The organism is Nocardioides abyssi (assembly GCF_030412915.1).
Lineage (GTDB): Bacteria > Actinomycetota > Actinomycetes > Propionibacteriales > Nocardioidaceae > Nocardioides > Nocardioides abyssi.
The window spans coordinates 207,647-227,410 of record NZ_JAUHJR010000001.1 but is presented as its reverse complement, the minus strand read 5'-3'; the positions used below and the strand labels follow the sequence as shown (position 1 = coordinate 227,410).

Below are 19,764 nucleotides of genomic sequence, written 5' to 3'. Positions count from 1 at the left end.
TAGTGTGACAAGGAACCGCACCCGAGCCGACCGGAGGGCACCATGACCGCGCCGATCCCCGAGGAGCGCACCGAGCCCCTCCTCGACACCGAGCAGGACCCGCCCGGCGAGCACGCCAGCGAGCTGCCCGATGGCACGGACCCCTCGGCCGCCGAGGAGGACGTGCAGGAGGAGAACGCCGAGACGTCGTTCCCCGAGCCCAGCCAGTAGAGCCCAGCCAGGAGAGCCGACCGATGACCCGGCCGGCGAGCGCGACCGCAGGAGGCTGACATGAGCGACAACACCCCCGAGAAGATCGAGAACGAGGCCGACGAGCACGTGCCGGACGAGCCGGAGTCGGCCGAGACCGGCACCGTCTACGAGGGGGCGACCGGCGAGCCCGCCGTCACCCCCAACGACGTGACCACCGACGAGGAGGAGCAGCCATGACCGGACAGCCGGCCGAGACGCCGCAGCCCCCGGGCACCCCGATGCGCGAGGACGAGCCCGCCTCCCCGACCGACGCCGACCGCGAGGCGCACGGCGAGGTCGACGACTCCCACCTCGAGGAGCCGGTCGCCGGCTCCGAGGCCGACCACCGGCACGGTGACCGCCCTGAGTGACACCAGCCCCGACACGGGCCCCTTGCACGGGCGGTTCGTGGTCGTGCCGGCGGCGTACGTCTTCCTCCTGCGGGAGGGCGGCGCGGGCAGCGGCACCGAGGTGCTGCTGCAGCTGCGCAGCGGCACCGGCTACATGGACGACCACTGGGCGGCGGCGGCCGCGGGCCACGTCGAGCGCGGCGAGACGGCGTACGACGCGGCGCGGCGCGAGGCCCGCGAGGAGCTCGCGGTCGACGACCTGGACCTGGCGTTCGTGACCGCCATGCAGCGCACGCGCGGCGGGGAGCCGATCGACGAGCGGATCGACTTCTTCTTCACCGCCCGCGCCTGGTCGGGCGAGCCGCGCATCGTCGAGCACGACTTGGCCGCCGACCTGCGCTGGTGGCCGCTCGACGCCCTCCCGGACCCGGTCGTGCCGCACGAGGCGGCCGTGTTGGCGGGCATCCGGTCGGGTACCAGCACGCCGTACTCGACCTTCGGCTTCGACGCCGCGGTCGACCCGCTCGACGAGGAGGACTGATGTCCGAGGAGACCCGCACCGACACCGGCACGGGAGAGCTCGCCGCGATGCCGGAGCCCCAGATCGAGCCCGGCGAGCCGCAGCCCGGCGGCGCCGACGCGATCGAGGACGACGCCCCGGTCACTGAGCAGCGGACGATCCCCGACCTGACGCCGGACGAGAACCCGGCGATCGACGACAGCACCCCCGACACGCTCCAGGAGCAGATGTCCGGCACGGAGGACACCTCCACCGAGGCGACCGAGGCCTCCCCCGAGGAGGCCGGCGAGAAGGACGAGGGCGCGGCCGAGCAGGGCAAGGCCGAGTGATGACCTCCCACGACGGCGAGCACGACGGGGAGCCCGGCGGGGCGCACGACGGCGAGCACGACCTGCCCGTCGACCCCGACCTCGCCGACCCGCTGCGCGCGTCGAACCCCAACGCCAACGGCCCCGACGGCGCCGCGGGCGGGATGGGCGTCAGCTCCGAGCGGGTGGGCCACGCCGGTCCGGGCCAGACGAGCACCGACGGCGTGCGCGACAGCTCACTGGCCGAGGCCGGCGCCGACGCCCCGCCGGAGCAGTCCACCGGCGGGACCGAGGTCAACCCGGACGGGGTCACCCCGAAGGCCGGCTACTCCAGCCGGGACCCGCGGTCCGACGAGCACCCCTTCGAGGCCAAGCCCGACCTCTGAGCCGCACCCGAGGAGCAGGCTCAGCCGCACGCCGGCGCGGCCGGCAGCGGCGCGGGCACGCCGAGCGACGGCATGCCCAGCGAGACGCCCGAGGGCGCGGCCGGCGCCGCCGTACGTGCCTCCCAGGCGTCGCCCGAGCGGGTGCGCCGCACGGCGAGCACCCGGTCGGCGACCAGGTGGTGCGGAGCGGCGTAGGTGACCTCGACGGTGACCATGTCGCCCGGTCGCGGCGTCCCCAGCGCGGCGTCGGGGGCGGCGAAGTGCACGAGCCGGTTGTCGGGCGCGCGGCCGGAGAGCCGCAGCGTCTCGGCGTCCTTGCGCCCCTCGCCCTCGGCGACCATCAGCTCGACGGTGCGGCCGACGACCCGCTTGTTCTCCTCCCAGGCGATCTCGCTGACGAGGGCGGCCAGGCGGCCGTAGCGGTCCTTGACGACCTCCGGCGGCACCTGGTCCTCGAGGACGGCGGCGGGGGTGCCGGGGCGCTTGGAGTACTGGAAGGTGAACGCGCTGGCGAAGCGCGACTCGCGCACCACCCGCAGCGTCTCGAGGAAGTCCTCCTCGGTCTCGCCGGGGAAGCCGACGATGATGTCGGTGGTGATCGCGGCGTCCGGGATCGCGGCGCGGACCCGGTCGATGATCCCGAGGAACTTGCTCGACCGGTAGGAGCGGCGCATCGCGCGCAGCACCCGGTCCGAGCCGGACTGCAGCGGCATGTGCAGGCTCGGCATGACGTTCGGCGTCTCGGCCATCGCCTCGATGACGTCGTCGGTGAACTCCGCCGGGTGCGGGCTGGTGAACCGCACCCGCTCGAGGCCCTCGATGTCCCCGCACGCGCGCAACAGCTTGCTGAACGCCTGCCGGTCACCGAACTCCACGCCGTAGGCGTTGACGTTCTGCCCCAGCAGCGTCACCTCGGTGACGCCCTCTGCGACGAGCGCGCGGACCTCGGCGAGGATGTCGCCGGGGCGCCGGTCCTTCTCCTTGCCGCGCAGCGCGGGGACGATGCAGAAGGTGCACGTGTTGTTGCACCCCACCGAGACCGAGACCCACGCGGCGTACGCCGACTCCCGCTTGGTCGGCAGCGTGCTCGGGAAGACGTCGAGGCTCTCCAGGATCTCGACCTGGGCCTCCTCCTGCACCCGCGCCCGCTCCAGCAGCACCGGCAGCGAGCCGATGTTGTGGGTGCCGAAGACGACGTCGACCCAGGGCGCGCGCTCGGTGATGGTGGTGCGGTCCTTCTGCGCCAGGCAGCCGCCGACGGCGATCTGCATGCCCGGCTTGGCGGCCTTGACCGGAGCGAGGTGGCCGAGGTTGCCGTAGAGCTTGTTGTCGGCGTTCTCCCGCACCGCGCAGGTGTTGAAGACGACCACGTCGGCCTGCTCGCCCGCGGGGGCGGCGGCGTACCCCGCGCCCTTCAGCAGGCCCGTGAGCCGCTCGGAGTCGTGGACGTTCATCTGGCACCCGTAGGTGCGGACCTCGTAGGTGCGGGGCGTCGACATAGCGCCTCCGAGGGTACGGCGCGGCGCGCGACGCCGCGGAATCGTGCAGGGAGCCTCCGCAGGTCACGATCCGGTCGCGGTCGGGAACACCCCAGGGCCAGGCATGGCCCGCACGGGCCGGGTGTGGATAGTGTCCGGCGGCATGACGACGCACCGGACGGCTGCTGAGGGCGGGGGTTCCGGCGAGCCGCTGGTCGTGCTCGACCACGTGGACAAGTGGTACGGCGACCTGCACGTGCTCCAGGACATCGAGCTGACGGTCCACCGCGGCGAGGTGGTCGTGGTCATCGGCCCGTCGGGGTCGGGCAAGTCCACGCTGTGCCGCGCGATCAACCGCCTCGAGCCGATCGACCAGGGCACCATCACCCTCGACGGCGAGCCCCTGCCGGCCGAGGGCAAGGAGCTGGCGGCGCTGCGTGCCGAGGTCGGCATGGTCTTCCAGTCCTTCAACCTCTTCGCCCACAAGACGATCCTCGAGAACGTCATGCTCGGCCCGGTCAAGGTCCGCGGGATCAAGAAGGACGCCGCGGAGAAGCGCGCCCGCGAGCTGCTCGACCGCGTCGGCGTGGGCCACCAGGCCGCGAAGTACCCCGCCCAGCTCTCCGGCGGCCAGCAGCAGCGCGTCGCCATCGCGCGGGCCCTGGCGATGGAGCCGAAGGTGATGCTCTTCGACGAGCCGACCTCCGCGCTCGACCCCGAGATGATCTCCGAGGTCCTCGACGTCATGGTCGACCTCGCCGAGCGCGGCATGACGATGGTCGTGGTCACCCACGAGATGGGCTTCGCGCGCACGGCCGGCGACCGGGTCGTCTTCATGGCCGACGGGGCGATCGTCGAGGAAGCCACCCCCGAACAGTTCTTCACCAACCCGCAGAGCGATCGGGCCAAGGACTTCCTCGGCAAGATCCTCCAGCACTGAAGGAGATCAGCATGCGATTCACCCGCACCAAGGCCGCCGTCGCGGCAGCCGGACTGGCCCTCTCGCTCGCCGCGTGCGGCGGGGACGACGGCGGCGGTGAGGACGTCGAGGTCGCCCAGGACGCGGAGTTCGAGGCCGGTACCACGATGGCCGAGATCGCCGAGCGGGGCACGATGACCATCGGCACCAAGTTCGACCAGCCCGGCTTCGGCCTCCTCGGCCTGGACGACGTGCCCGAGGGCTTCGACGTCGAGGTCGCCAAGATCATCGCCGGCGCGATGGGCGTCGCCGAGGAGGACATCGAGTGGAAGGAGACCCCCTCGGAGGTCCGTGAGCAGGTGATCGAGGACGGCGACGTCGACCTCGTCGCCGCGACGTACACGATCAACGAGGAGCGCGCCCAGCGGATCAGCTTCGCCGGCCCCTACTACGTCGCCGGCCAGCAGCTCATGGTCGCCGCGGACAACGACACGATCAGCGGCCCCGAGGACCTCGCCGACAACCCCGACATGAAGGTCTGCTCGGTCACCGGGTCGACGCCGTCGGAGAACATCCGCGAGTACCTCGCCAACAACAACCAGCTCGTCCTCTTCGACGTCTACGACAAGTGCGCCGACGCCCTCGGCAACGGCCAGGTCGACGTCGTGACCACCGACAACGTGATCCTGCTCGGCTTCGTCTCCGAGAGCGACGGTGAGTTCAAGCTCGTCGGCGAGCAGTTCACCGAGGAGCCCTACGGCATCGGCATCGAGAAGGGCGACACCGCGTTCTGCGAGTTCATCAACGAGACGCTCGCCGACAACGAGGACGCCTACATCGAGGCCTGGGAGCGCACCGCGGGCGAGGTCGAGGGCACCGAGACCCCCGAGCTGCCCGAGCCCGCCGAGTGCGCCTGACCACCGGTCGCCGACGCGGCTGCTGACGAGAGGGAGACGTGGAACCCGTCCTGGACAACCTCGACCTGTACTGGTCGGGATTCCTGAGGTCGCTGGGCATCATCGGCTGGAGCCTGCTCGGCTCGATGGTCCTCGGCACCGTCCTGGCGGCGTTCCGCGTCTCCCCCGTCGCCTCCCTGCGTGCCTTCGGCACCGCCTGGGTCACGCTGGTGCGCAACTGCCCGCTGACCATCGTGCTGTTCTTCATGGCCTTCGGCCTGCCCGAGGTCGGCGTCAACGCCAGCTTCTACGTCTTCGGCGTGACCGGGCTGGTCATCTACACCTCGGCGTTCGTCTGCGAGGCGCTGCGCTCGGGCATCAACGCGGTCGACCGCGGCCAGGCCGAGGCGGCACGCGCGATCGGGCTCACCTTCGGCCAGACGATGACCCAGGTCGTGCTGCCGCAGGCGTTCCGCTCCGCGGTGCCGCCCCTGGGCAGCGTGCAGATCGCGATGTTCAAGAACTCCGCCGTGGTGGGCGCCTTCGGTGTCGGCGCCGACCTGTTCAGCGTCGGCAAGACCCTGACCAGCGCCCAGGGCTACGCCTACATCCCGGTGCTGACGGGGGTCGCGATCGGCTACCTCGTCATCACCCTCACCGCCGGCGTCCTGCTCGGCCTCCTCGAGCGCAAGGTGGCGATCGCCCGATGAGCCGCGACCGCACCGAGTCCGTCCTCTACGACCTCCCCGGCCCCCGCGCGCGGCGCCGCGCCCTGGTCGGGACCGTCCTCGGCCTGCTGCTCATCGCGGCCGCACTCGCCCTGGTCGCGATGCGGCTGGCCGACCGCGGCCAGCTCGACGCCGAGCTGTGGAGCCCGTGGATCGACCCGTCGGACGAGCAGTTCGGCGCGGTCTGGGGCCTGGTCCGCCAGGGCGCCACCGCGACGCTCATCGCCGCCAGCCTGGCCATCGCCTGCTCGCTGGTCGTCGGCGTCCTGCTCGGCGTCGCGCGGATGATGCTCGGACGGGTGCTGCGCGTGCCGGTCGTGCTCTTCATCGAGCTCTTCCGCGGACTGCCGGTCGTCATCACGATCGTCTTCGTCTGGCGCGCGATGGTCGAGCTGAAGGTCGACCTCGGCTTCCTCCCGGGCGAGGCCGCGCTGTGGTACCTCGTCATCGGGCTCACGCTCTACAACTCGGTGATCATCGCCGAGATCCTCCGCGCCGGCGTCCTCTCGCTGCCGCGCGGCCAGGGCGAGGCGGCCCGCGCCATCGGCATGACCGAGCGGCAGACGATGTCGAGCATCCTGCTGCCGCAGGCCTTCCGGGTCATGCTGCCCGCGCTCATCAGCCAGCTCATCGTGATCCTCAAGGACACCTCGCTGGCGGCCGTGATCGGGCTCGGCTACCTCGAGCTGCTCCGCCGCGGCAACCAGATCTCCCAGGTGCTCGACAACCCGATCCAGAGCCTGTTCATGGTCGGGGCGATGTTCATCGTCATCAACTTCGCCCTCTCCCGCCTGGCGACGTACGTCGAGCGGCGGCTCAGCCACTCCAGCGGCAGCGCGTCCGCGGCCGAGGCGGTCGTCCCCGCGACCTGAGGCCTGCGACCCGTCAGCGCTTCTTGGGGGTCACCCACAGCCGGATGACGCCCTCGACGACGACCGTGCCGTCGTCGCGGGTGCCGCTGACCCGCACGTGCAGGTCGGCGCCCTCGTCGGGCAGGCCGGTCCACTGCTCGGGGTCGGTCTCGGCGACGCAGGTGATGTCGCTGGTGGCCTTGGCGGTGTAGCTGACGTCCATCCCCTTCGGGATCCACCGCTTGTCGGCCGGCACGGTCGCCTCCGCGAGCGCACCCATCGCGGCCTCGAGGCCGTTGCACAGGGCGATCGCGTGGACGGTGCCGAGGTGGTTGTGCACCCGGCGCCGCTTGGGGATCACCAGCACCGCGCGGTTCGGCCCGATCTCGGTGAACCGCGGCCGGATCGTCGCGAAGTACGGCGCCTGCTGGCTGAACAGCAGCGAGAACACCCGCGCCCCGACCCTCGGGCCCACCACCGGCAGGCTCGTCGTCGTCCGCCACATGTCCAGGACTCGGCTCATGCCGGCGTACGTTACCCGACGGTAACCGGGTGCCGCGGGCGCCCGGGCGTCCGTGTAACGCGCTGTCCGCTCGCCTACCGCGCCGCACGTCTCACTACCCCGCCGTCCGACCGGCGCGGTAGTGGTCGCGAGGGCGCGGTGGTCGCGGAACAGCGCGGTAGGTCGTCGAACAGCGCGCTACCGCCGTGGACAGCGCGTTGCACGACCAGCGGTGCCGGCGGTCAGGCGAGCGAGAGGAAGAACTTCTCCAGCTTGGCCAGCTCCGGCTCGCCGACGTCCGCACCGTCGGCGACGGTCTGGCGCAGCTCGGCGGCGATCAGGGCGAAGCCCGCCCGGTCCAGGGCACGGGAGACCGCCTTGAGCTGGTGGACGACGGCCTCGAGGTCGCGGCCCTCCTCGATCATCCGGAGCACGCCGCCGAGCTGGCCCTGGGCGCGCTTGACCCGGTTGACCACCGCCGACATGTCGACGGCCTGCACGGCGGGCACGGCGGAGGCGGCGGGCTCGGCGCCCGACTCAGGGGCAGGGGAAGCGACGGGTGCCGCCACAGGGGCGTCGGGGCGGGTCTCGAGGTCGGTCACGGGGAGCCCTTCTCACGAGCAGGGTGGCGCGCGGGGCCCGGACCCCGCCGGCGCAGGCGGGGGCCCGGCCGATCGACGGGTCAACGCGGGAGCGCGGCCGGCGTTACGCGGGGGCGAGCACCTCGACCCGGTTGCCGTGCGCGTCGCGGGTGTGGAACCGCTGGTACGCCGCGAACGTGTGCCGCTCGCCCCAGTCCACGTCGAAGCCGGCCGCCTCGAGCGACCCGCCGAGCCGCTCGAGCCCGGCAACGTCGGCGACCAGCAGCGCGGGGTGGGCCTTGCGCGCCGGGGCGAACGGGTCCTCCACCCCCACGTGGACCTCGGCTCCCCCGGCCTCGGCTCCGGCCCGGAACCAGCACCCACCCCGTCCGGCGAGGTCGGCCGGCTTGGGGACCTCGGTCATGCCGAGTCCGTCACGCCAGAAGCGGCGGGCCTCGTCCTCGCCGCCGGGAGGGCAGGCGACCTGCACGTGGTGGAGACGCATCATGAAGGACACCCTGCGCCGCCAATGTCTTGACGTCAAGATTCTCGACCGGTCGGCTAGAGTGCCCGCATGCGGGACGAGGTCGACGAGCTGGTCGAGGCCTGGGCGCGGGAGCGGCCCGACCTCGACTTCGACGCGGTCGCCGTCTTCAGCCGGATTTCCCGCCTGGCCCGCCACCTCGACCTGGCCCGCCGGCAGGCGTTCACCGAGCACGGCATCGAGACCTGGGAGTTCGACGTGCTGGCCGCGCTGCGCCGCGCCGGTGCGCCCTACGAGCTCTCCCCCGGCCGGCTGCTCCGCGAGACGCTCGTGACCAGCGGGACGATGACGAACCGCGTCGACCGGCTCGCCGCGCGCGGCCTGGTGGAGCGCTACCCCGACCCCGACGACCGCCGCGGCGTGATCGTCCGGCTCACCGCGGAGGGCAAGAGCGCGGTCGACGGCGCCTTCACCGCGCTGCTGCGCGCCGAGCAGGGGCTCCTCGCCGACCTGCCTCCGGCCGAGCGCCACGAGCTGGCCGACCTGCTGCGCCGGCTGCTCGTGCCGTTCTCCTGACCCTGCCGACGTACGCCGCCGGGCCAGCCGCCGGGCCGGGTCACTCCAGCAGCTCGGCCGCCTCGAGCCACTCCAGCTCCAGCTGCTCCTTCTCGGCGGCGAGCTCCTGCAGCTCGGCGCTGAGGCGGGCCAGCGCGGCGTAGTCCTGCGCCTGCTCGAGCACGGCCGCGTTGAGCTCGGCCTCGCGCTCGCCGATCCGCTGCAGCCGCTTGTCGATCCGGTTGACCGTCTTGCGGGCGGCGCGCTCCTCGGCGCCGCCGACCTTGGCCTTCGCCGGCTCCGTCGAGCCCGACGACGCAGACGACGAGCCCGCCACCGGGTCCGGCCCGGTCGGCACGTCGACGCCCTGGAGGTGGAGGTCGGCGGCGCGGCGCTCGAGGTACTCGTCGACGCCGCGCGGCAGCATCGAGACCTGGCCGTCGCCGAGGAGGGCCCACACGGAGTCGGTGACCCGCTCGAGGAAGTAGCGGTCGTGGCTGACGACGACGAGGGTGCCGGGCCAGCCGTCGAGGAAGTCCTCGAGGACGTTGAGCGTCTCGATGTCGAGGTCGTTGGTGGGCTCGTCGAGGAGCAGCACGTTGGGCTCGGTGAGCAGCAGCCGCAGCAGCTGGAAGCGGCGCCGCTCGCCACCGGAGAGGTCGCCGATGCGGGCGGTCAGCCGGTCGCCGGTGAAGCCGAAGCGCTCCAGCAGCGAGGTCGCGGTCAGCTCCTGGCCCTCGAGGGTCTTGGTGACCCGCCGGATCGACTCGACCGTGGGCAGCACGCGGCCGTCGGGGTCGAGGTCGTCGAGCTGCTGGGTGAGGTGCTGCAGCGCGATCGTGCGGCCGTGCTTGACCTTGCCCGCGACGGGCGCGAGCTCGCCGGACAGCAGGGAGAGCACCGAGGTCTTGCCGGCGCCGTTGACGCCGACGAGGCCGATCCGGTCGCCCGGGCCGATCCGCCAGGTGGCGTGGGAGAGGAGCTTGCGCTCGCCGCGGACCAGGTCGACGTCCTCGACGTCGATGACGTCCTTGCCGAGCCGCTGGCTCGCGAACCGCTGCAGCTCGAGCCGGTCGCGCGGGGGCGGCACGTCCTCGATGAGCTGGTTGGCGGCGTCGATGCGGAACTTCGGCTTCGAGGTGCGGGCCGGCGGGCCGCGCCGCAGCCACGCCAGCTCCTTGCGGACGAGGTTCTGCCGGCGGATCTCCGAGGCCGCCATCTGCCGCTGCCGCTCGGCCTTGGCGAGCACGAACGCGGCGTACCCGCCCTCGTAGGCGTCGACCTGGCCGTCGTGGACCTCCCAGGTCCACTGGCAGACCGCGTCGAGGAACCACCGGTCGTGGGTGACGACGACGAGCGCGGAGGGCCGGGCGGCGAGGTGCTGGGCCAGCCAGGCGACGGCCTCGACGTCGAGGTGGTTGGTGGGCTCGTCGAGCACGACGAGGTCGTGGTCGCCGAGCAGCAGCGCCGCCAGCGAGCACCGCCGCCGCTCGCCGCCGGAGAGGCCGACCACCGGGCGGTCGAGGGCGACCCCGGCGAGCAGCACCTCGACGATCTCGCGGGTGCGGCTGTCGGCGGCCCACTCGTGGTCCGAGCGACCCCCGAGGACGGCCTCGCGCACGGTGTGGGTGTCGTCGAGCTCGTCGCCCTGGTGGAGGTAGCCGACGAGCAGCCCGCGCTGCCGGGAGACCCGGCCCTCGTCGGGCTGCTCGATGCCGGTCATCACCTCGAGCAACGTGGTCTTGCCGTCGCCGTTGCGACCGACGATGCCGATCCGGTCGCCGGCGCCGATGCCGAGGGAGACGTCGGCGAGCAGCGGGCGCACGCCGTAGGACTTCGAGACACGCTCGAGGTTGAGGAGGTTGCTCATGAGGGCTACGCGTACTCCACCAGGTGGGCGCCGGCCACCGGTCCGTTGGCGACGAGGACGAGGGGGTGGTCCTGCTCGAGCGAGGCCGCCACCGACCGGGCGTGGTCGGCGGACTCGCAGAGGAACACGCAGGTGGGGCCGGACCCCGACACGAGGCCGCGCAACGCGCCCACGCCCTGGCCGCGGTCGATCAGCTCGCCGAGGTCGGGGCGCAGGTCGATCGCCGGCAGCTGCAGGTCGTTGTGGAGCACGTCGGCCAGGCGGTGCGGGTCGCGGGTGGCGAGCGCCGCGAGCAGCGCCTCGGCCCCGCAGGGCTCGGGGGCGGCGTCGGGGAACATCTCGTCGAAGTGGCGGTAGACCGCCGGGGTGGAGAGCCCCTCGGTGGACGGGACGACCACCCACCACCAGGTGCCGTGGTCGGCCACCGGCTCGACGACCTCGCCGCGGCCGGTGCCGACGGCCGTGCCGCCCACCAGCGCGAACGGCACGTCGCTGCCGAGCTGCGCGGCGATCGCGAGGAGGTCCTCGTCGGTGGTGCCGAGGTCCCAGACCCGGTCCAGGGCGACCAGGGCCGCCGCGGCGTCCGCGGAACCCCCGGCCATGCCGCCGGCGACCGGGATCGCCTTGGCGACCGACACCAGGCCGTGGACGGGTACGCCGTGGTGCGCGGCGAGCAGCGCGGCCGCGCGGTCGACCAGGTTGTCCCCGTCGGCGGGCAGCGCGTCGGTCCCGATCCAGTCGGGCACGGCCATCGTCACGCCCCAGCGCTCCGCCGGGGTCGCGGTGACGTCGTCGCACAGCCCGAGGGCGTGGTAGACGGTCGTGAGCGGGTGGAAGCCGTCGGCCCGGGGCGCGCCGACCCCGAGGTGGAGGTTGATCTTCGCGGGGGCGCGGACGGTCACGGCGCCGGCGACCGGGGCGAGTGGGCTCATGCGGCGGCCCCCGCGGCGGTCAGGCCCTCGGCGATCCGGGCGAAGTCCTCGACGCGCAGCGACTCCCCCCGCGCCAGCGGGTCGATCCCGGCGTGGGCGAGCGCGGCGTCGACCACGTCGCCCGAGCCGCCGGCCAGGCCGCGCAGCACCCCGCGCAGCGCCTTGCGCCGCTGGGCGAAGGCCGCGTCGACCACGGCGAAGACCTGCTCGCGGGTGGCCGTCGTCGCGGGCGGCTCGCGGCGGTCCCAGGCGACCAGCCCGGAGTCGACGTTGGGCGCGGGCCAGAAGACGTTGCGGCCGATGGAGCCGGCGCGGCGGACGTCGGCGTACCACGCCGCCTTGACCGACGGCACGCCGTACACCTTGGAGCCGGGGGCCGCGGCGAGCCGGTCGGCCACCTCGGCCTGCACCATCACCAGGCCGCGCTCGAGCGAGGGCAGCAGGGCCAGCAGGTGCAGCAGCACCGGGACGGAGACGTTGTAGGGCAGGTTGGCGACCAGCGCGGTCGGCGGCGGGCCGGGCACCTCGCTGACCCGCATGGCGTCGCCCAGCACGACCTCGAAGCGGTCGACCTGGCCGGGCGCGTGCTCCGCGATCGTCGCGGGCAGGGCGCCGGCGAGCCGCTCGTCGAGCTCGACCGCGACGACGCGGCCGGCCACCTCGAGCAGCGCCAGCGTGAGCGAGCCGAGGCCCGGGCCGACCTCGATGACCACGTCGTCGGCGGTCACGCCGGACTCGCGGACGATGCGGCGCACGGTGTTGGCGTCGATGACGAAGTTCTGCCCGCGCTGCTTGGTCGGGCGGAGGTCGAGCGCCGCTGCCAGCGAGCGCACCTCCGCCGGCCCGAGGAGCCTCGGACCGGCGGAGGTGTCAGACATGGACCTCAGGTTACTGAGGCAGGCCGAGCGACTGTGAGCAGTGGGGCCAGGAGCCGTACCCACCGGTCGCCGCGCGGACCTTCTCGGCGATCGCGATCTGCGTCTCGCGGGACTGCTGGTGGGGGTAGCCGGGGCCGCCGTAGGCACGCCAGGTGCCCAGGTTGAACTGCAGGCCGCCGTAGTAGCCGTTGCCGGTGTTGATGGCCCAGTTGCCGCCGGACTCGCACTTGGCGAGCGCGTCCCACACGGTGCCGCCGCCGGCGTAGTTCGGCGCCGCCGGGGCCTCCTGGGTGCCGACGCGGACGATCGCGTCGACCGGGGCGCGGGTGACCTGGGCCTTCTTGACCACGCGGCCGACGAGCTCACCGTTGCGGTAGGTCAGGCGGTAGGTCACGTTGCGGGCGCCCTCGCGGCCGGCGCGGACGGTCGTCGACTCGCCCTCGGGCATCGAGTCGTCCTCGCGCTCGGTGGTCGAGAAGTCGATGGCCTCGCCGCGGACCTTCTTGGTCACCACGCGCACGTCGGTGAAGACGATCCGGTCGCCGTCGGCGATCTCCGCGTCCAGGCGGGGCTTGGTCTCGTCGCGCTGCTCGACGTCCACGCCGAGCTGCTCGAGGGCCTCGGAGACGGTGAGCGCGGTGACGGTGCGCTTGCGCCACGGCTTGTCGGCGAGCTTGACCTCCAGCGTCTTGGGGGTGACGACCTCGAGCTCGACGCCTCCGCGGTCGATGGAGCCGCCACGGCTGACCGACAGGTCCGCGCCGCGGTAGTCCTCGCCGATCTGCCCCAGCGCGCCGGCCACCTCGGTGGCGGTCACCCAGTGGGTGGAGGTGTCGCCGTCGACGGTCAGCTCGACCGGACGGGCGAAGCGCACCGAGATCTCCATCCCGTCGCTCACCTGCTCCTCGAGCCCCGGCGCGACCTGGTCGCGGGCCGAGACCTCGACGCCCTGGTCCTCCAGGACGTCGCCGACGGTCGAGGCCATCGAGCTGACCTCCGACGGCTCACCGTCGATGCTGAGGGTCACGGACTTGCTGAGGGCCGAGTAGCCCAGGGTGCTCCCGGCCACGGCCAGCGCGACCACGGCGGCGAGCGCCACCATCACGGGTCGGCTGCGGCTGGACCTGGTCACCCAGTGTGCGAGCTTGCTGCGCACGATTCTCCGAACGTCGTTCTCCCCGGGTCTCGGGCACCAGGGCGCACCCTCCGGGCCGCATCGAGCGGCCCCTCGGCGGGCTCGAGGACGGCGTACCGAGGGCTTCCCCACCCGTGGTCGTCCGCTCCTCGCGCACTGGCGTGATCGTTCCCGATCCCGGCCATCAGTCATCCAGCAGAACAGGCTCGGGAGGTCCGCGCAAACCCTCGTCCCCCGTTTCGGACGGGGTGTGGGCAGGCTCTCAGCCGGTTAGTCAGGGCTCTCAGGGGGGCCGTCGGTCCGACCGCGGGCGGGTCACCAGGGGCCGCCGAACACCTCCTCGGTGGTGGCGTCGAGAGCCAGGCAGAGGGTCTCCAGGTCGTCGCCGCGAACCTCGGCCATCGCCCGCACCGTGAGGGGGACGAGGTAGGAGGCGTTGGGCGCGCCGCGGTGCGGGTGGGGCGTGAGGTACGGCGCGTCGGTCTCCACCAGCAGCCGGTCGCGGGGCGCCACGACGAGCGCGTCGCGCAGGGGCTGGGCGTTCTTGAACGTCACGGTGCCGGCGAAGGACAGGTGTGCCCCGCGGTCCAGGCAGGCCCGCGCGAACGCCGCGTCGCCGGAGAAGCAGTGCATCACCCAGCGGTCGGGGGCGCCCTCCTCGTCGAGCACGCGCAGCACCTCGTCGTGGGCGTCGCGGTCGTGGATGACCAGCGTCTTGTCCAGCCGCTTGGCCAGGTCGATGTGACGGCGGAACGACTCGACCTGCACCGCGCGGCCCTCCTCGCCGGTGCGGAAGTGGTCCAGCCCGGTCTCCCCCACCGCGCGGACCTTGTCGTGGGCGCGGGCGAGCGCCTCGATCTCGGCCATCGCGGTGTCGAGGTCGGTCCCCTGCTCGGCCAGCCGGGGCGCCTCGTTGGGGTGCAGCGCGACGCCGGCGACCAGGGCGTCGTACGTCGCCGCCGCCTCGACCGCCCAGCGGGCCCCGCGCAGGTCGCAGCCGATCTGGACGATCCGCGGCACGCCGACCGCCGCGGCCTCGGCAATCGCGGCGCTCGGGTCCGGCGGCATTGCGCCGCCAGGGCCGTCCGCGCCACCCGGGCCCGCGTCGCGGGTGATGTCGAGGTGGCAGTGGTTGTCGACGACGGGCGCCGGCAGCGGGTCGGGGACCGGCGGCCGCTCGGCGCGGCCGCTGCTGCTGCTCACGTGCCGGCCACCCGTTCCAGGACCGCCTCGGCCAGCGCCTCGGGGGCGTGGGTGGGGATCCAGTGGGAGACGCCGGCGAGGACGACGAGCTCGTAGTCGCTGCGGCAGTAGCGCTCGGTGAGCTCCGCCCCGCGGCGGGAGAGCGCGACGTCGCCGTCGCTCCAGACCATCGTCGTGGGGACCTTGATCGAGCGGCCCATGACCGAGCGGTCCGAGAGCGGGAGGCCGCGGTACCACCCGACCGCGTGCGGCAGCGCGCCGTCGTCGAGCACCTCGCGGCGCACCCGGGCGACGTCGTCGCGGGTCATCCCGGCGTTGCGCAGGAAGCGCTCGAAGACGCGGCCGCCGCCGAGCGAGGCGGTCAGCTCGACGACGCGGGGCAGCTGGAACATCAGCATGTACCAGCTGCGCAGCGCCTGGTCGGAGCTGGTCATCGCCGCGGTGAACGCCGCCGGGTGCGGGACGGAGACGGCGGTGAGGGTGCGCACCAGGTCGGGGTGCTGGCCCGCGACGACCCAGGCGACGTTGGCGCCCCAGTCGTGGCCGACGAGGTGCACGGGCCGGCCGATGGTGCGCACGAGCGCCTCGACGTCGCCGGCGAGCAGCTCGACCCGGTAGTGCTTGCGCCCCTCGGGGCGCGCGCCCGGGGAGTAGCCGCGCTGGTCCATCGCGTAGGTCCGCAGGCCGGCCGCGTGCAGCAGCGGCTCGACCGCGCGCCACGAGGTGGCCCGCTCGGGGAAGCCGTGCAGCAGGACGACGGGGTCGCCGTCCTCCGGGCCGCTGTCGTGGACGTCGAAGACGAGTCCGTCGTGGTGGAACCGCTCCAGGCGCGTGCTCATGCTCATCCCTCTCCCCGGTGGACCAGGTCGTAGACCTCCCGCTTCGGCACCCCGGCCAGCCGGGCGACCTCCACGATCGCCTCCTTGCGGCTGGTGCCCGCGGCCTCGCGCTCCGCGACCGCCGCCCGCAGGCTCGCCGGGTCGTCGCCCACGAGCGCGACCGGCGCGGCGCCGGCGACCACGATGGTCACCTCACCGCGCACGCCCTCGGCCGCCCACGCGACGAGGTCGGCGATCGGGCCACGCCGCACCTCCTCGTGGGTCTTGGTCAGCTCGCGGCACACCGCGGCGGGGCGGTCGTCGCCGAACGCCTCGGCCATCGCGGCCAGCGCAGCCTCGGTGCGGTGCGGCGCCTCGAAGAACACCATCGTGCGCTCCTCGGCCGCGAGCCCGGCCAGGCGGCGCGCGCGCTCGCCGGCCTTGCGCGGCAGGAACCCCTCGAAGCAGAACCGGTCGACCGGCAGCCCCGAGACCGCGAGCGCGGTCAGCACCGCCGACGGGCCGGGCACGGCGGTCACGTGCACGTCGTGCTCGACCGCGGCGACGACGAGCCGGTAGCCGGGGTCGGAGACGCTCGGCATGCCCGCGTCGGTCACCAGCAGCACCCGCTCGCCGGCCAGCAGCGCCTCGAGCAGCTGCGGGGTGCGGGCGGACTCGTTGCCCTCGAAGTACGACACCACCCGGCCGGACACGCTCACGCCGAGGTCGGTGGTCAGCCGCTTGAGCCGGCGGGTGTCCTCCGCCGCCACGACGTCGGCCGTCGCGAGCTCCTCGGCGAGGCGCGGCGGCGCGTCGGCGACCCGTCCGATCGGGGTGGCGGCGAGGACGAGCACGCCGGTCGAGGGGCCGGTCATGGCCCGATCATGGCAGGGCGGGCCGTGCCGGGTCGGCGGCCGGGGTCATGAGCCGTGGGGTGCGGCGGGTACCTGGCGGACGTGACCTCCACCGACACCCACCGACCCGGTGCGGACGCCCGCGCCTCCGCACGCGCGTCCGGCCCCACCCGCACCGACCTGGCCCGCCGGCTGACCGTGACGGTCGCCGCGATCGCCTGCGTGACCGGCACGCTTATCGGCACGGGCGTCGTCGGCACGCCCGTGGCCGACACCGCCGGCGGCGCGCTCTCCGACGACGCCACGCTGCTGGCGCCGGCCGGCCCCGCGTTCTCGATCTGGTCGGTCGTCTACGCCGGCCTGGCGGCGTACACGATCTGGCAGTGGCTGCCCGCCCAGGCCGCCTCGTCGCGGATGCGCGCGACCGGGTGGCTCGCGGCCGTCTCGATGGTGCTGAACGCCGGCTGGCTGCTCGTCACCCAGCAGGACCAGGTCTGGGGCAGCGTCGTGGTGATCGTCGCGCTGCTCGCCGTGCTCGTCGAGCTGGTCCGCCGCCTCCACCGCGACCCGGCGACCTCGAAGGTCGAGCTGGTGGCGGTCGACGGCACGTTCGGCCTCTACCTCGGCTGGGTCGCGGTCGCGACCTGCGCGAACGTCGCCGCGGCGCTCGCCTCCGACGACGTCACGCTGGCGGCGCTGCCGTCCGCGCTCGTGGTCGTGCTGGTCGCCGCCGTGGGCGTCGGGATGTCGTGGGCGTTCGGCGGCCGCTGGGCCGTGGCGGCCGCGATCGCCTGGGGGCTCGGGTGGCTGGCCTACGGCCGGGTCGCCGAGGAGCCGGAGTCCACGACCGTGGCGGTCGTCGCTACCGTCGCCGCCGTGGTCGTCGTCCTCGCCGCCGTCGCGCGGCACCGCCGCTCCCCTGCCCTGGGCGGTACCGCCCCCGCCTCGCACGCGGCGGCGGTCCGGTGACCAGCTGGTCACCGGCCTCGTCCGGGCTCGCCTCGATGCCGCCCGCACTCGCCGAGATGTGGACCGAGCGGCACCTGTGCACGCTGACCTCGCTGCGGCCGGACGGCCGCCCGCACGTCGTGCCGGTCGGCTGCGCGCTCGACCTCGAGCAGGAGTGCGCCTGGGTCATCACCGGCCCGGACTCCCGCAAGGCCCGCAACCTGCGGTCCCCGGGAGCGGTCGCGATCTGCCAGGTCGACGGCGCCCGCTGGTCCACGCTGGAGGGGACCGCCGTGGTCACCGACCGTGCCGACGACGTGGCGCGCGCCGTCGAGCGGTATGCCTCCCGCTACCGCCAGCCCCGCGAGAACCCTGAGCGCGTGGCGCTGCGGATCTCCGTCGACCGGCTGCTGGGGTCTCGCGGGCTGTTCTGACCGCCGGCGTCGCCCGCGCCGGAGGGGCCGCGGGCGGGAGGTCGGTGCGGGTGCCGGACCAGCGCGGGTCGAACCGGACCAGGCCGGCCACCGCGAGGACGGCGAGCAGCAGGCCGCCGAGGGCGAGGTACGGCGCGACGAGCGCCCAGCGCAGCAGCACGCCCTGGTAGCCGGTGAACGCCAGCCCGTCGTCGACCACCCGCGCCTCGACCGAGTCACCGGGCTCGGGCGCGGGGCCGCCGTAGCGGTCGCTGACCTCGCCCTCGACCTCGGCGCCACCCTCCTGCCAGATCGCGTCGCAGGTCTGCGGGCTGCCGGGCGGCGGGCCGGTGCGGCACTCGGCGTCGGCCGGCACGCGGACGGTGACGACCCGCTCGTCGGTCCAGCCCGACGCGCTGCCGTGCATGAAGAACCAGACGGGCGCCCCGAGGACGAGCAGGCTCGCGGCCACCGCCAGCGTGGCGAGCAGCGCCCGCACCAGGCGCGGGTGCGTGGGCGCGCGGAGGTAGCCCGGCGTGCCGATCGGGTCGTCCGGGAGGGGCGCGGCGGTCACGCCCGCATGGTGACAGGCCTAGACGCCGGCAGGGGCGGGTTCGGTCGGCGGCGCGTCGGGCGTGGGGACCGGGTCGGTCGCCGGGTCGGTGCTGGGGACGACGTCGGGGTTCGGGTCGGTGACGGGCTCGGGGATGAGCGGCTCGGTGGTCATGGGGGTCCGGTGACCGTCCGCGGCCGGGTCAGTCCCGCCAGCAGGCGTTGGTCCGCGCGACGAGGTCGTCGACGACCGCGGCCAGCTCGCCGCCACCGCGCTCGTACGCCGCCCGCTGCCGCGGCGCGCCACCGGCGGCCACCACCCGCTCGACGCCGTGGTGCACCAGCTCCAGGTCGCCCGCGGCCTCGAGCTCCTCGCGCACCGTCCCCACCAGCGTCGTCAGCACGTCGCGCGCCGGCACCGGCTCGGCGCTGCACGGGTCGAGCAGCCGGTCGGCGAGGCCGTAGCGCGAGGCCCGCCACTGCGCGGCGCGCACCAGCTCGACGCGCCACACGCCCTCGTCCGGCCAGCCGTGCAGCGGTCCGGTGGCGCCCGCGTCGTGCCACGCGGCCACGTGGGTGACGAGCGCACGCACGAGCGCCGCGACCAGCACGGCGTCGTCGGGGTCGGTGCACACGTCGGCGACCCGCACCTCGACCGTCGGGTGGTCGGCGGAGAGCCGGGCGTCGAAGTAGAGCATTGCGTCGTCGCGTGCCGCGCCCGAGGCGACCAGCAGCCGCCCCACCTCGCGGTAGCGCTCGAGGGTGCCGAAGGGCTCCGTCGGTCCGGCGCTGGGCCAGCGCGACCACACCTGCGAGCGCCAGGAGGCGTGCCGGGTGTCGCGGCCGGAGTGGTAGGGCGAGTTCGCGGTGACCGCGAGCAGCACCGGCAGCCACGGCACCAGCCGGTCAACCACCGCGATCCCCTGCTCGGGAGAATCGATGGCGACGTGGACGTGCATGCCGCACGTGCCCTCGGGCCGAGCGACCTCGCCGTACCGCTCCGCCATGTCGAGGTAGCGGTCGTCGCGCGTCACCTCCGGCTCACCACCGCGCAGCGGGCTGGTGCCGCTCGCCGCCGTGCGCAGGCCCGCTCGCTCGGCTGCCTCGCCGGCCAGCCGGCGGGCGCGGACCAGCTGGGCCCGCAGCTCGTCGAGGTCGGTGACCGGCGGGGTCTGCACCTCCACCTGGTGGCGGAAGAGCTCGCGGTCGAGCTCGTCGGAACCCCGCGCCAGCACCCGCTGGGCGCCGGGCACCGGCTCGCGCGTCTCGGGGTCGACGAGGAGGAGCTCCTCCTCCACCCCCACGGTCCGCGGCTCCATGGGGGCCACCTCGCTGTCCGGTCGACGTCAGTGGCCGACCGTTACCCCGCGCC

General features: G+C 74.1%; 26 protein-coding genes. 13 read left to right on the top strand and 13 right to left on the bottom strand.

Annotated elements, in window-relative coordinates:
- Positions 1–42: 42 nt before the first annotated feature.
- Genes QWY29_RS01140 through QWY29_RS01115 form a run of 6 tightly spaced genes read left to right on the top strand, consistent with a single transcriptional unit; the run spans position 43 to position 1,795 of the window.
- Complete coding sequence (locus QWY29_RS01140; protein WP_300958811.1) at positions 43–210, top strand: hypothetical protein; 168 nt, start codon at positions 43–45, stop codon at positions 208–210.
- Positions 211–270: 60 nt separating this feature from the next.
- Entirely contained in the window at positions 271–429 is a 159-nt protein-coding gene (locus tag QWY29_RS01135; protein ID WP_300958809.1) for a hypothetical protein, read from the top strand.
- Positions 426–602, top strand: a complete 177-nt coding sequence (locus QWY29_RS01130) for a hypothetical protein (protein WP_300958808.1) — start codon at positions 426–428, stop codon at positions 600–602. Before QWY29_RS01135 ends, QWY29_RS01130 begins: the two co-directional genes overlap by 4 nt.
- The gene (locus QWY29_RS01125; protein ID WP_300958806.1) at positions 586–1,122 is read left to right on the top strand and encodes an NUDIX hydrolase; all 537 of its coding nucleotides are present in this window, start codon (positions 586–588) and stop codon (positions 1,120–1,122) included. The genes QWY29_RS01130 and QWY29_RS01125 overlap by 17 nt, the downstream gene beginning before the upstream one ends.
- On the top strand, positions 1,122–1,430 hold the full coding sequence (locus QWY29_RS01120; RefSeq protein ID WP_300958804.1) for a hypothetical protein: 309 nt from the start codon (positions 1,122–1,124) through the stop codon (positions 1,428–1,430). The genes QWY29_RS01125 and QWY29_RS01120 overlap by 1 nt, the downstream gene beginning before the upstream one ends.
- On the top strand, positions 1,430–1,795 hold the full coding sequence (locus QWY29_RS01115; protein WP_300958803.1) for a hypothetical protein: 366 nt from the start codon (positions 1,430–1,432) through the stop codon (positions 1,793–1,795). Before QWY29_RS01120 ends, QWY29_RS01115 begins: the two co-directional genes overlap by 1 nt.
- A gap of 20 nt (positions 1,796–1,815) precedes the next feature.
- On the opposite strand, the gene miaB is transcribed toward QWY29_RS01115, so the two are convergent.
- Positions 1,816–3,294, bottom strand: coding sequence for a tRNA (N6-isopentenyl adenosine(37)-C2)-methylthiotransferase MiaB (miaB, locus tag QWY29_RS01110; protein WP_300958802.1), 1,479 nt, complete (start codon positions 3,292–3,294; stop codon positions 1,816–1,818).
- A gap of 142 nt (positions 3,295–3,436) precedes the next feature.
- Between miaB and QWY29_RS01105 the strand changes: the two genes are divergently transcribed.
- From QWY29_RS01105 to QWY29_RS01090, 4 genes are read left to right on the top strand one after another with little or no spacing between them, the layout of a single operon-like run.
- Positions 3,437–4,213, top strand: coding sequence for an amino acid ABC transporter ATP-binding protein (locus QWY29_RS01105; RefSeq protein WP_300958800.1), 777 nt, complete (start codon positions 3,437–3,439; stop codon positions 4,211–4,213).
- Positions 4,214–4,224: 11 nt separating this feature from the next.
- Positions 4,225–5,109 (top strand): glutamate ABC transporter substrate-binding protein, encoded by an 885-nt coding sequence (locus QWY29_RS01100; protein ID WP_300958799.1) that lies wholly within the window; start codon positions 4,225–4,227, stop codon positions 5,107–5,109.
- Positions 5,110–5,147: 38 nt separating this feature from the next.
- Entirely contained in the window at positions 5,148–5,798 is a 651-nt protein-coding gene (locus QWY29_RS01095) for an amino acid ABC transporter permease (RefSeq protein WP_300958797.1), read from the top strand.
- Positions 5,795–6,688 carry an amino acid ABC transporter permease gene (locus QWY29_RS01090; RefSeq protein WP_300958796.1) on the top strand — a complete coding sequence of 298 codons (894 nt, stop codon included), beginning with the start codon at positions 5,795–5,797 and terminating at the stop codon, positions 6,686–6,688. The genes QWY29_RS01095 and QWY29_RS01090 overlap by 4 nt, the downstream gene beginning before the upstream one ends.
- 13 nt (positions 6,689–6,701) lie before the next feature.
- Here QWY29_RS01090 and QWY29_RS01085 read toward each other — a convergent pair whose 3' ends face one another.
- The 3 genes from QWY29_RS01085 to QWY29_RS01075 form a co-directional block, all read right to left on the bottom strand.
- Positions 6,702–7,190, bottom strand: a complete 489-nt coding sequence (locus tag QWY29_RS01085) for a hotdog fold domain-containing protein (protein ID WP_300958794.1) — start codon at positions 7,188–7,190, stop codon at positions 6,702–6,704.
- A 221-nt stretch (positions 7,191–7,411) separates the two neighbouring features.
- A complete protein-coding gene (locus QWY29_RS01080; protein ID WP_439117370.1) occupies positions 7,412–7,771 on the bottom strand; it encodes a metal-sensitive transcriptional regulator in 360 nt (119 codons plus the stop codon).
- Positions 7,772–7,874: 103 nt separating this feature from the next.
- Complete coding sequence (locus QWY29_RS01075) at positions 7,875–8,258, bottom strand: VOC family protein (RefSeq protein ID WP_300958793.1); 384 nt, start codon at positions 8,256–8,258, stop codon at positions 7,875–7,877.
- Between the two features lie 66 nt (positions 8,259–8,324).
- Here QWY29_RS01075 and QWY29_RS01070 point away from each other — a divergent pair, with 66 nt between their 5' ends.
- Positions 8,325–8,810 carry a MarR family winged helix-turn-helix transcriptional regulator gene (locus QWY29_RS01070; RefSeq protein ID WP_300958791.1) on the top strand — a complete coding sequence of 162 codons (486 nt, stop codon included), beginning with the start codon at positions 8,325–8,327 and terminating at the stop codon, positions 8,808–8,810.
- Between the two features lie 40 nt (positions 8,811–8,850).
- Here QWY29_RS01070 and QWY29_RS01065 read toward each other — a convergent pair whose 3' ends face one another.
- The 7 genes from QWY29_RS01065 to rsmI form a co-directional block, all read right to left on the bottom strand.
- The gene (locus tag QWY29_RS01065) at positions 8,851–10,659 is read right to left on the bottom strand and encodes an ABC-F family ATP-binding cassette domain-containing protein (protein ID WP_300958789.1); all 1,809 of its coding nucleotides are present in this window, start codon (positions 10,657–10,659) and stop codon (positions 8,851–8,853) included.
- Between the two features lie 5 nt (positions 10,660–10,664).
- Positions 10,665–11,591 (bottom strand): 4-(cytidine 5'-diphospho)-2-C-methyl-D-erythritol kinase, encoded by a 927-nt coding sequence (locus QWY29_RS01060; RefSeq protein WP_300958788.1) that lies wholly within the window; start codon positions 11,589–11,591, stop codon positions 10,665–10,667.
- Positions 11,588–12,469, bottom strand: a complete 882-nt coding sequence (gene rsmA, locus QWY29_RS01055; RefSeq protein ID WP_300958786.1) for a 16S rRNA (adenine(1518)-N(6)/adenine(1519)-N(6))-dimethyltransferase RsmA — start codon at positions 12,467–12,469, stop codon at positions 11,588–11,590. The genes QWY29_RS01060 and rsmA overlap by 4 nt, the downstream gene beginning before the upstream one ends.
- A 10-nt stretch (positions 12,470–12,479) precedes the next feature.
- Positions 12,480–13,625 (bottom strand): resuscitation-promoting factor, encoded by a 1,146-nt coding sequence (locus QWY29_RS01050; RefSeq protein ID WP_300958785.1) that lies wholly within the window; start codon positions 13,623–13,625, stop codon positions 12,480–12,482.
- A 294-nt stretch (positions 13,626–13,919) separates the two neighbouring features.
- Entirely contained in the window at positions 13,920–14,807 is an 888-nt protein-coding gene (locus QWY29_RS01045) for a TatD family hydrolase (RefSeq protein WP_300958784.1), read from the bottom strand.
- The gene (locus QWY29_RS01040) at positions 14,804–15,646 is read right to left on the bottom strand and encodes an alpha/beta fold hydrolase (protein WP_300958782.1); all 843 of its coding nucleotides are present in this window, start codon (positions 15,644–15,646) and stop codon (positions 14,804–14,806) included. The genes QWY29_RS01045 and QWY29_RS01040 overlap by 4 nt, the downstream gene beginning before the upstream one ends.
- A gap of 2 nt (positions 15,647–15,648) precedes the next feature.
- Positions 15,649–16,500 carry a 16S rRNA (cytidine(1402)-2'-O)-methyltransferase gene (gene rsmI, locus QWY29_RS01035; RefSeq protein WP_300958780.1) on the bottom strand — a complete coding sequence of 284 codons (852 nt, stop codon included), beginning with the start codon at positions 16,498–16,500 and terminating at the stop codon, positions 15,649–15,651.
- Positions 16,501–16,581: 81 nt separating this feature from the next.
- On the opposite strand from rsmI, the gene QWY29_RS01030 reads away from it, so the two are divergent.
- Together QWY29_RS01030 and QWY29_RS01025 are read left to right on the top strand one after the other, a co-directional pair.
- Positions 16,582–17,448 carry a TspO-related membrane protein gene (locus tag QWY29_RS01030; protein ID WP_300958779.1) on the top strand — a complete coding sequence of 289 codons (867 nt, stop codon included), beginning with the start codon at positions 16,582–16,584 and terminating at the stop codon, positions 17,446–17,448.
- Positions 17,445–17,861, top strand: coding sequence for a pyridoxamine 5'-phosphate oxidase family protein (locus QWY29_RS01025; protein WP_300958778.1), 417 nt, complete (start codon positions 17,445–17,447; stop codon positions 17,859–17,861). Before QWY29_RS01030 ends, QWY29_RS01025 begins: the two co-directional genes overlap by 4 nt.
- A 571-nt stretch (positions 17,862–18,432) precedes the next feature.
- On the opposite strand, the gene QWY29_RS01020 is transcribed toward QWY29_RS01025, so the two are convergent.
- Together QWY29_RS01020 and QWY29_RS01015 are read right to left on the bottom strand one after the other, a co-directional pair.
- On the bottom strand, positions 18,433–18,567 hold the full coding sequence (locus tag QWY29_RS01020) for a hypothetical protein (protein WP_300958777.1): 135 nt from the start codon (positions 18,565–18,567) through the stop codon (positions 18,433–18,435).
- Positions 18,568–18,595: 28 nt separating this feature from the next.
- Positions 18,596–19,711: a carboxylate-amine ligase gene (locus tag QWY29_RS01015; RefSeq protein WP_300958775.1), complete on the bottom strand. Its 1,116-nt coding sequence runs from the start codon at positions 19,709–19,711 to the stop codon at positions 18,596–18,598.
- Positions 19,712–19,764 lie beyond the last annotated feature (53 nt).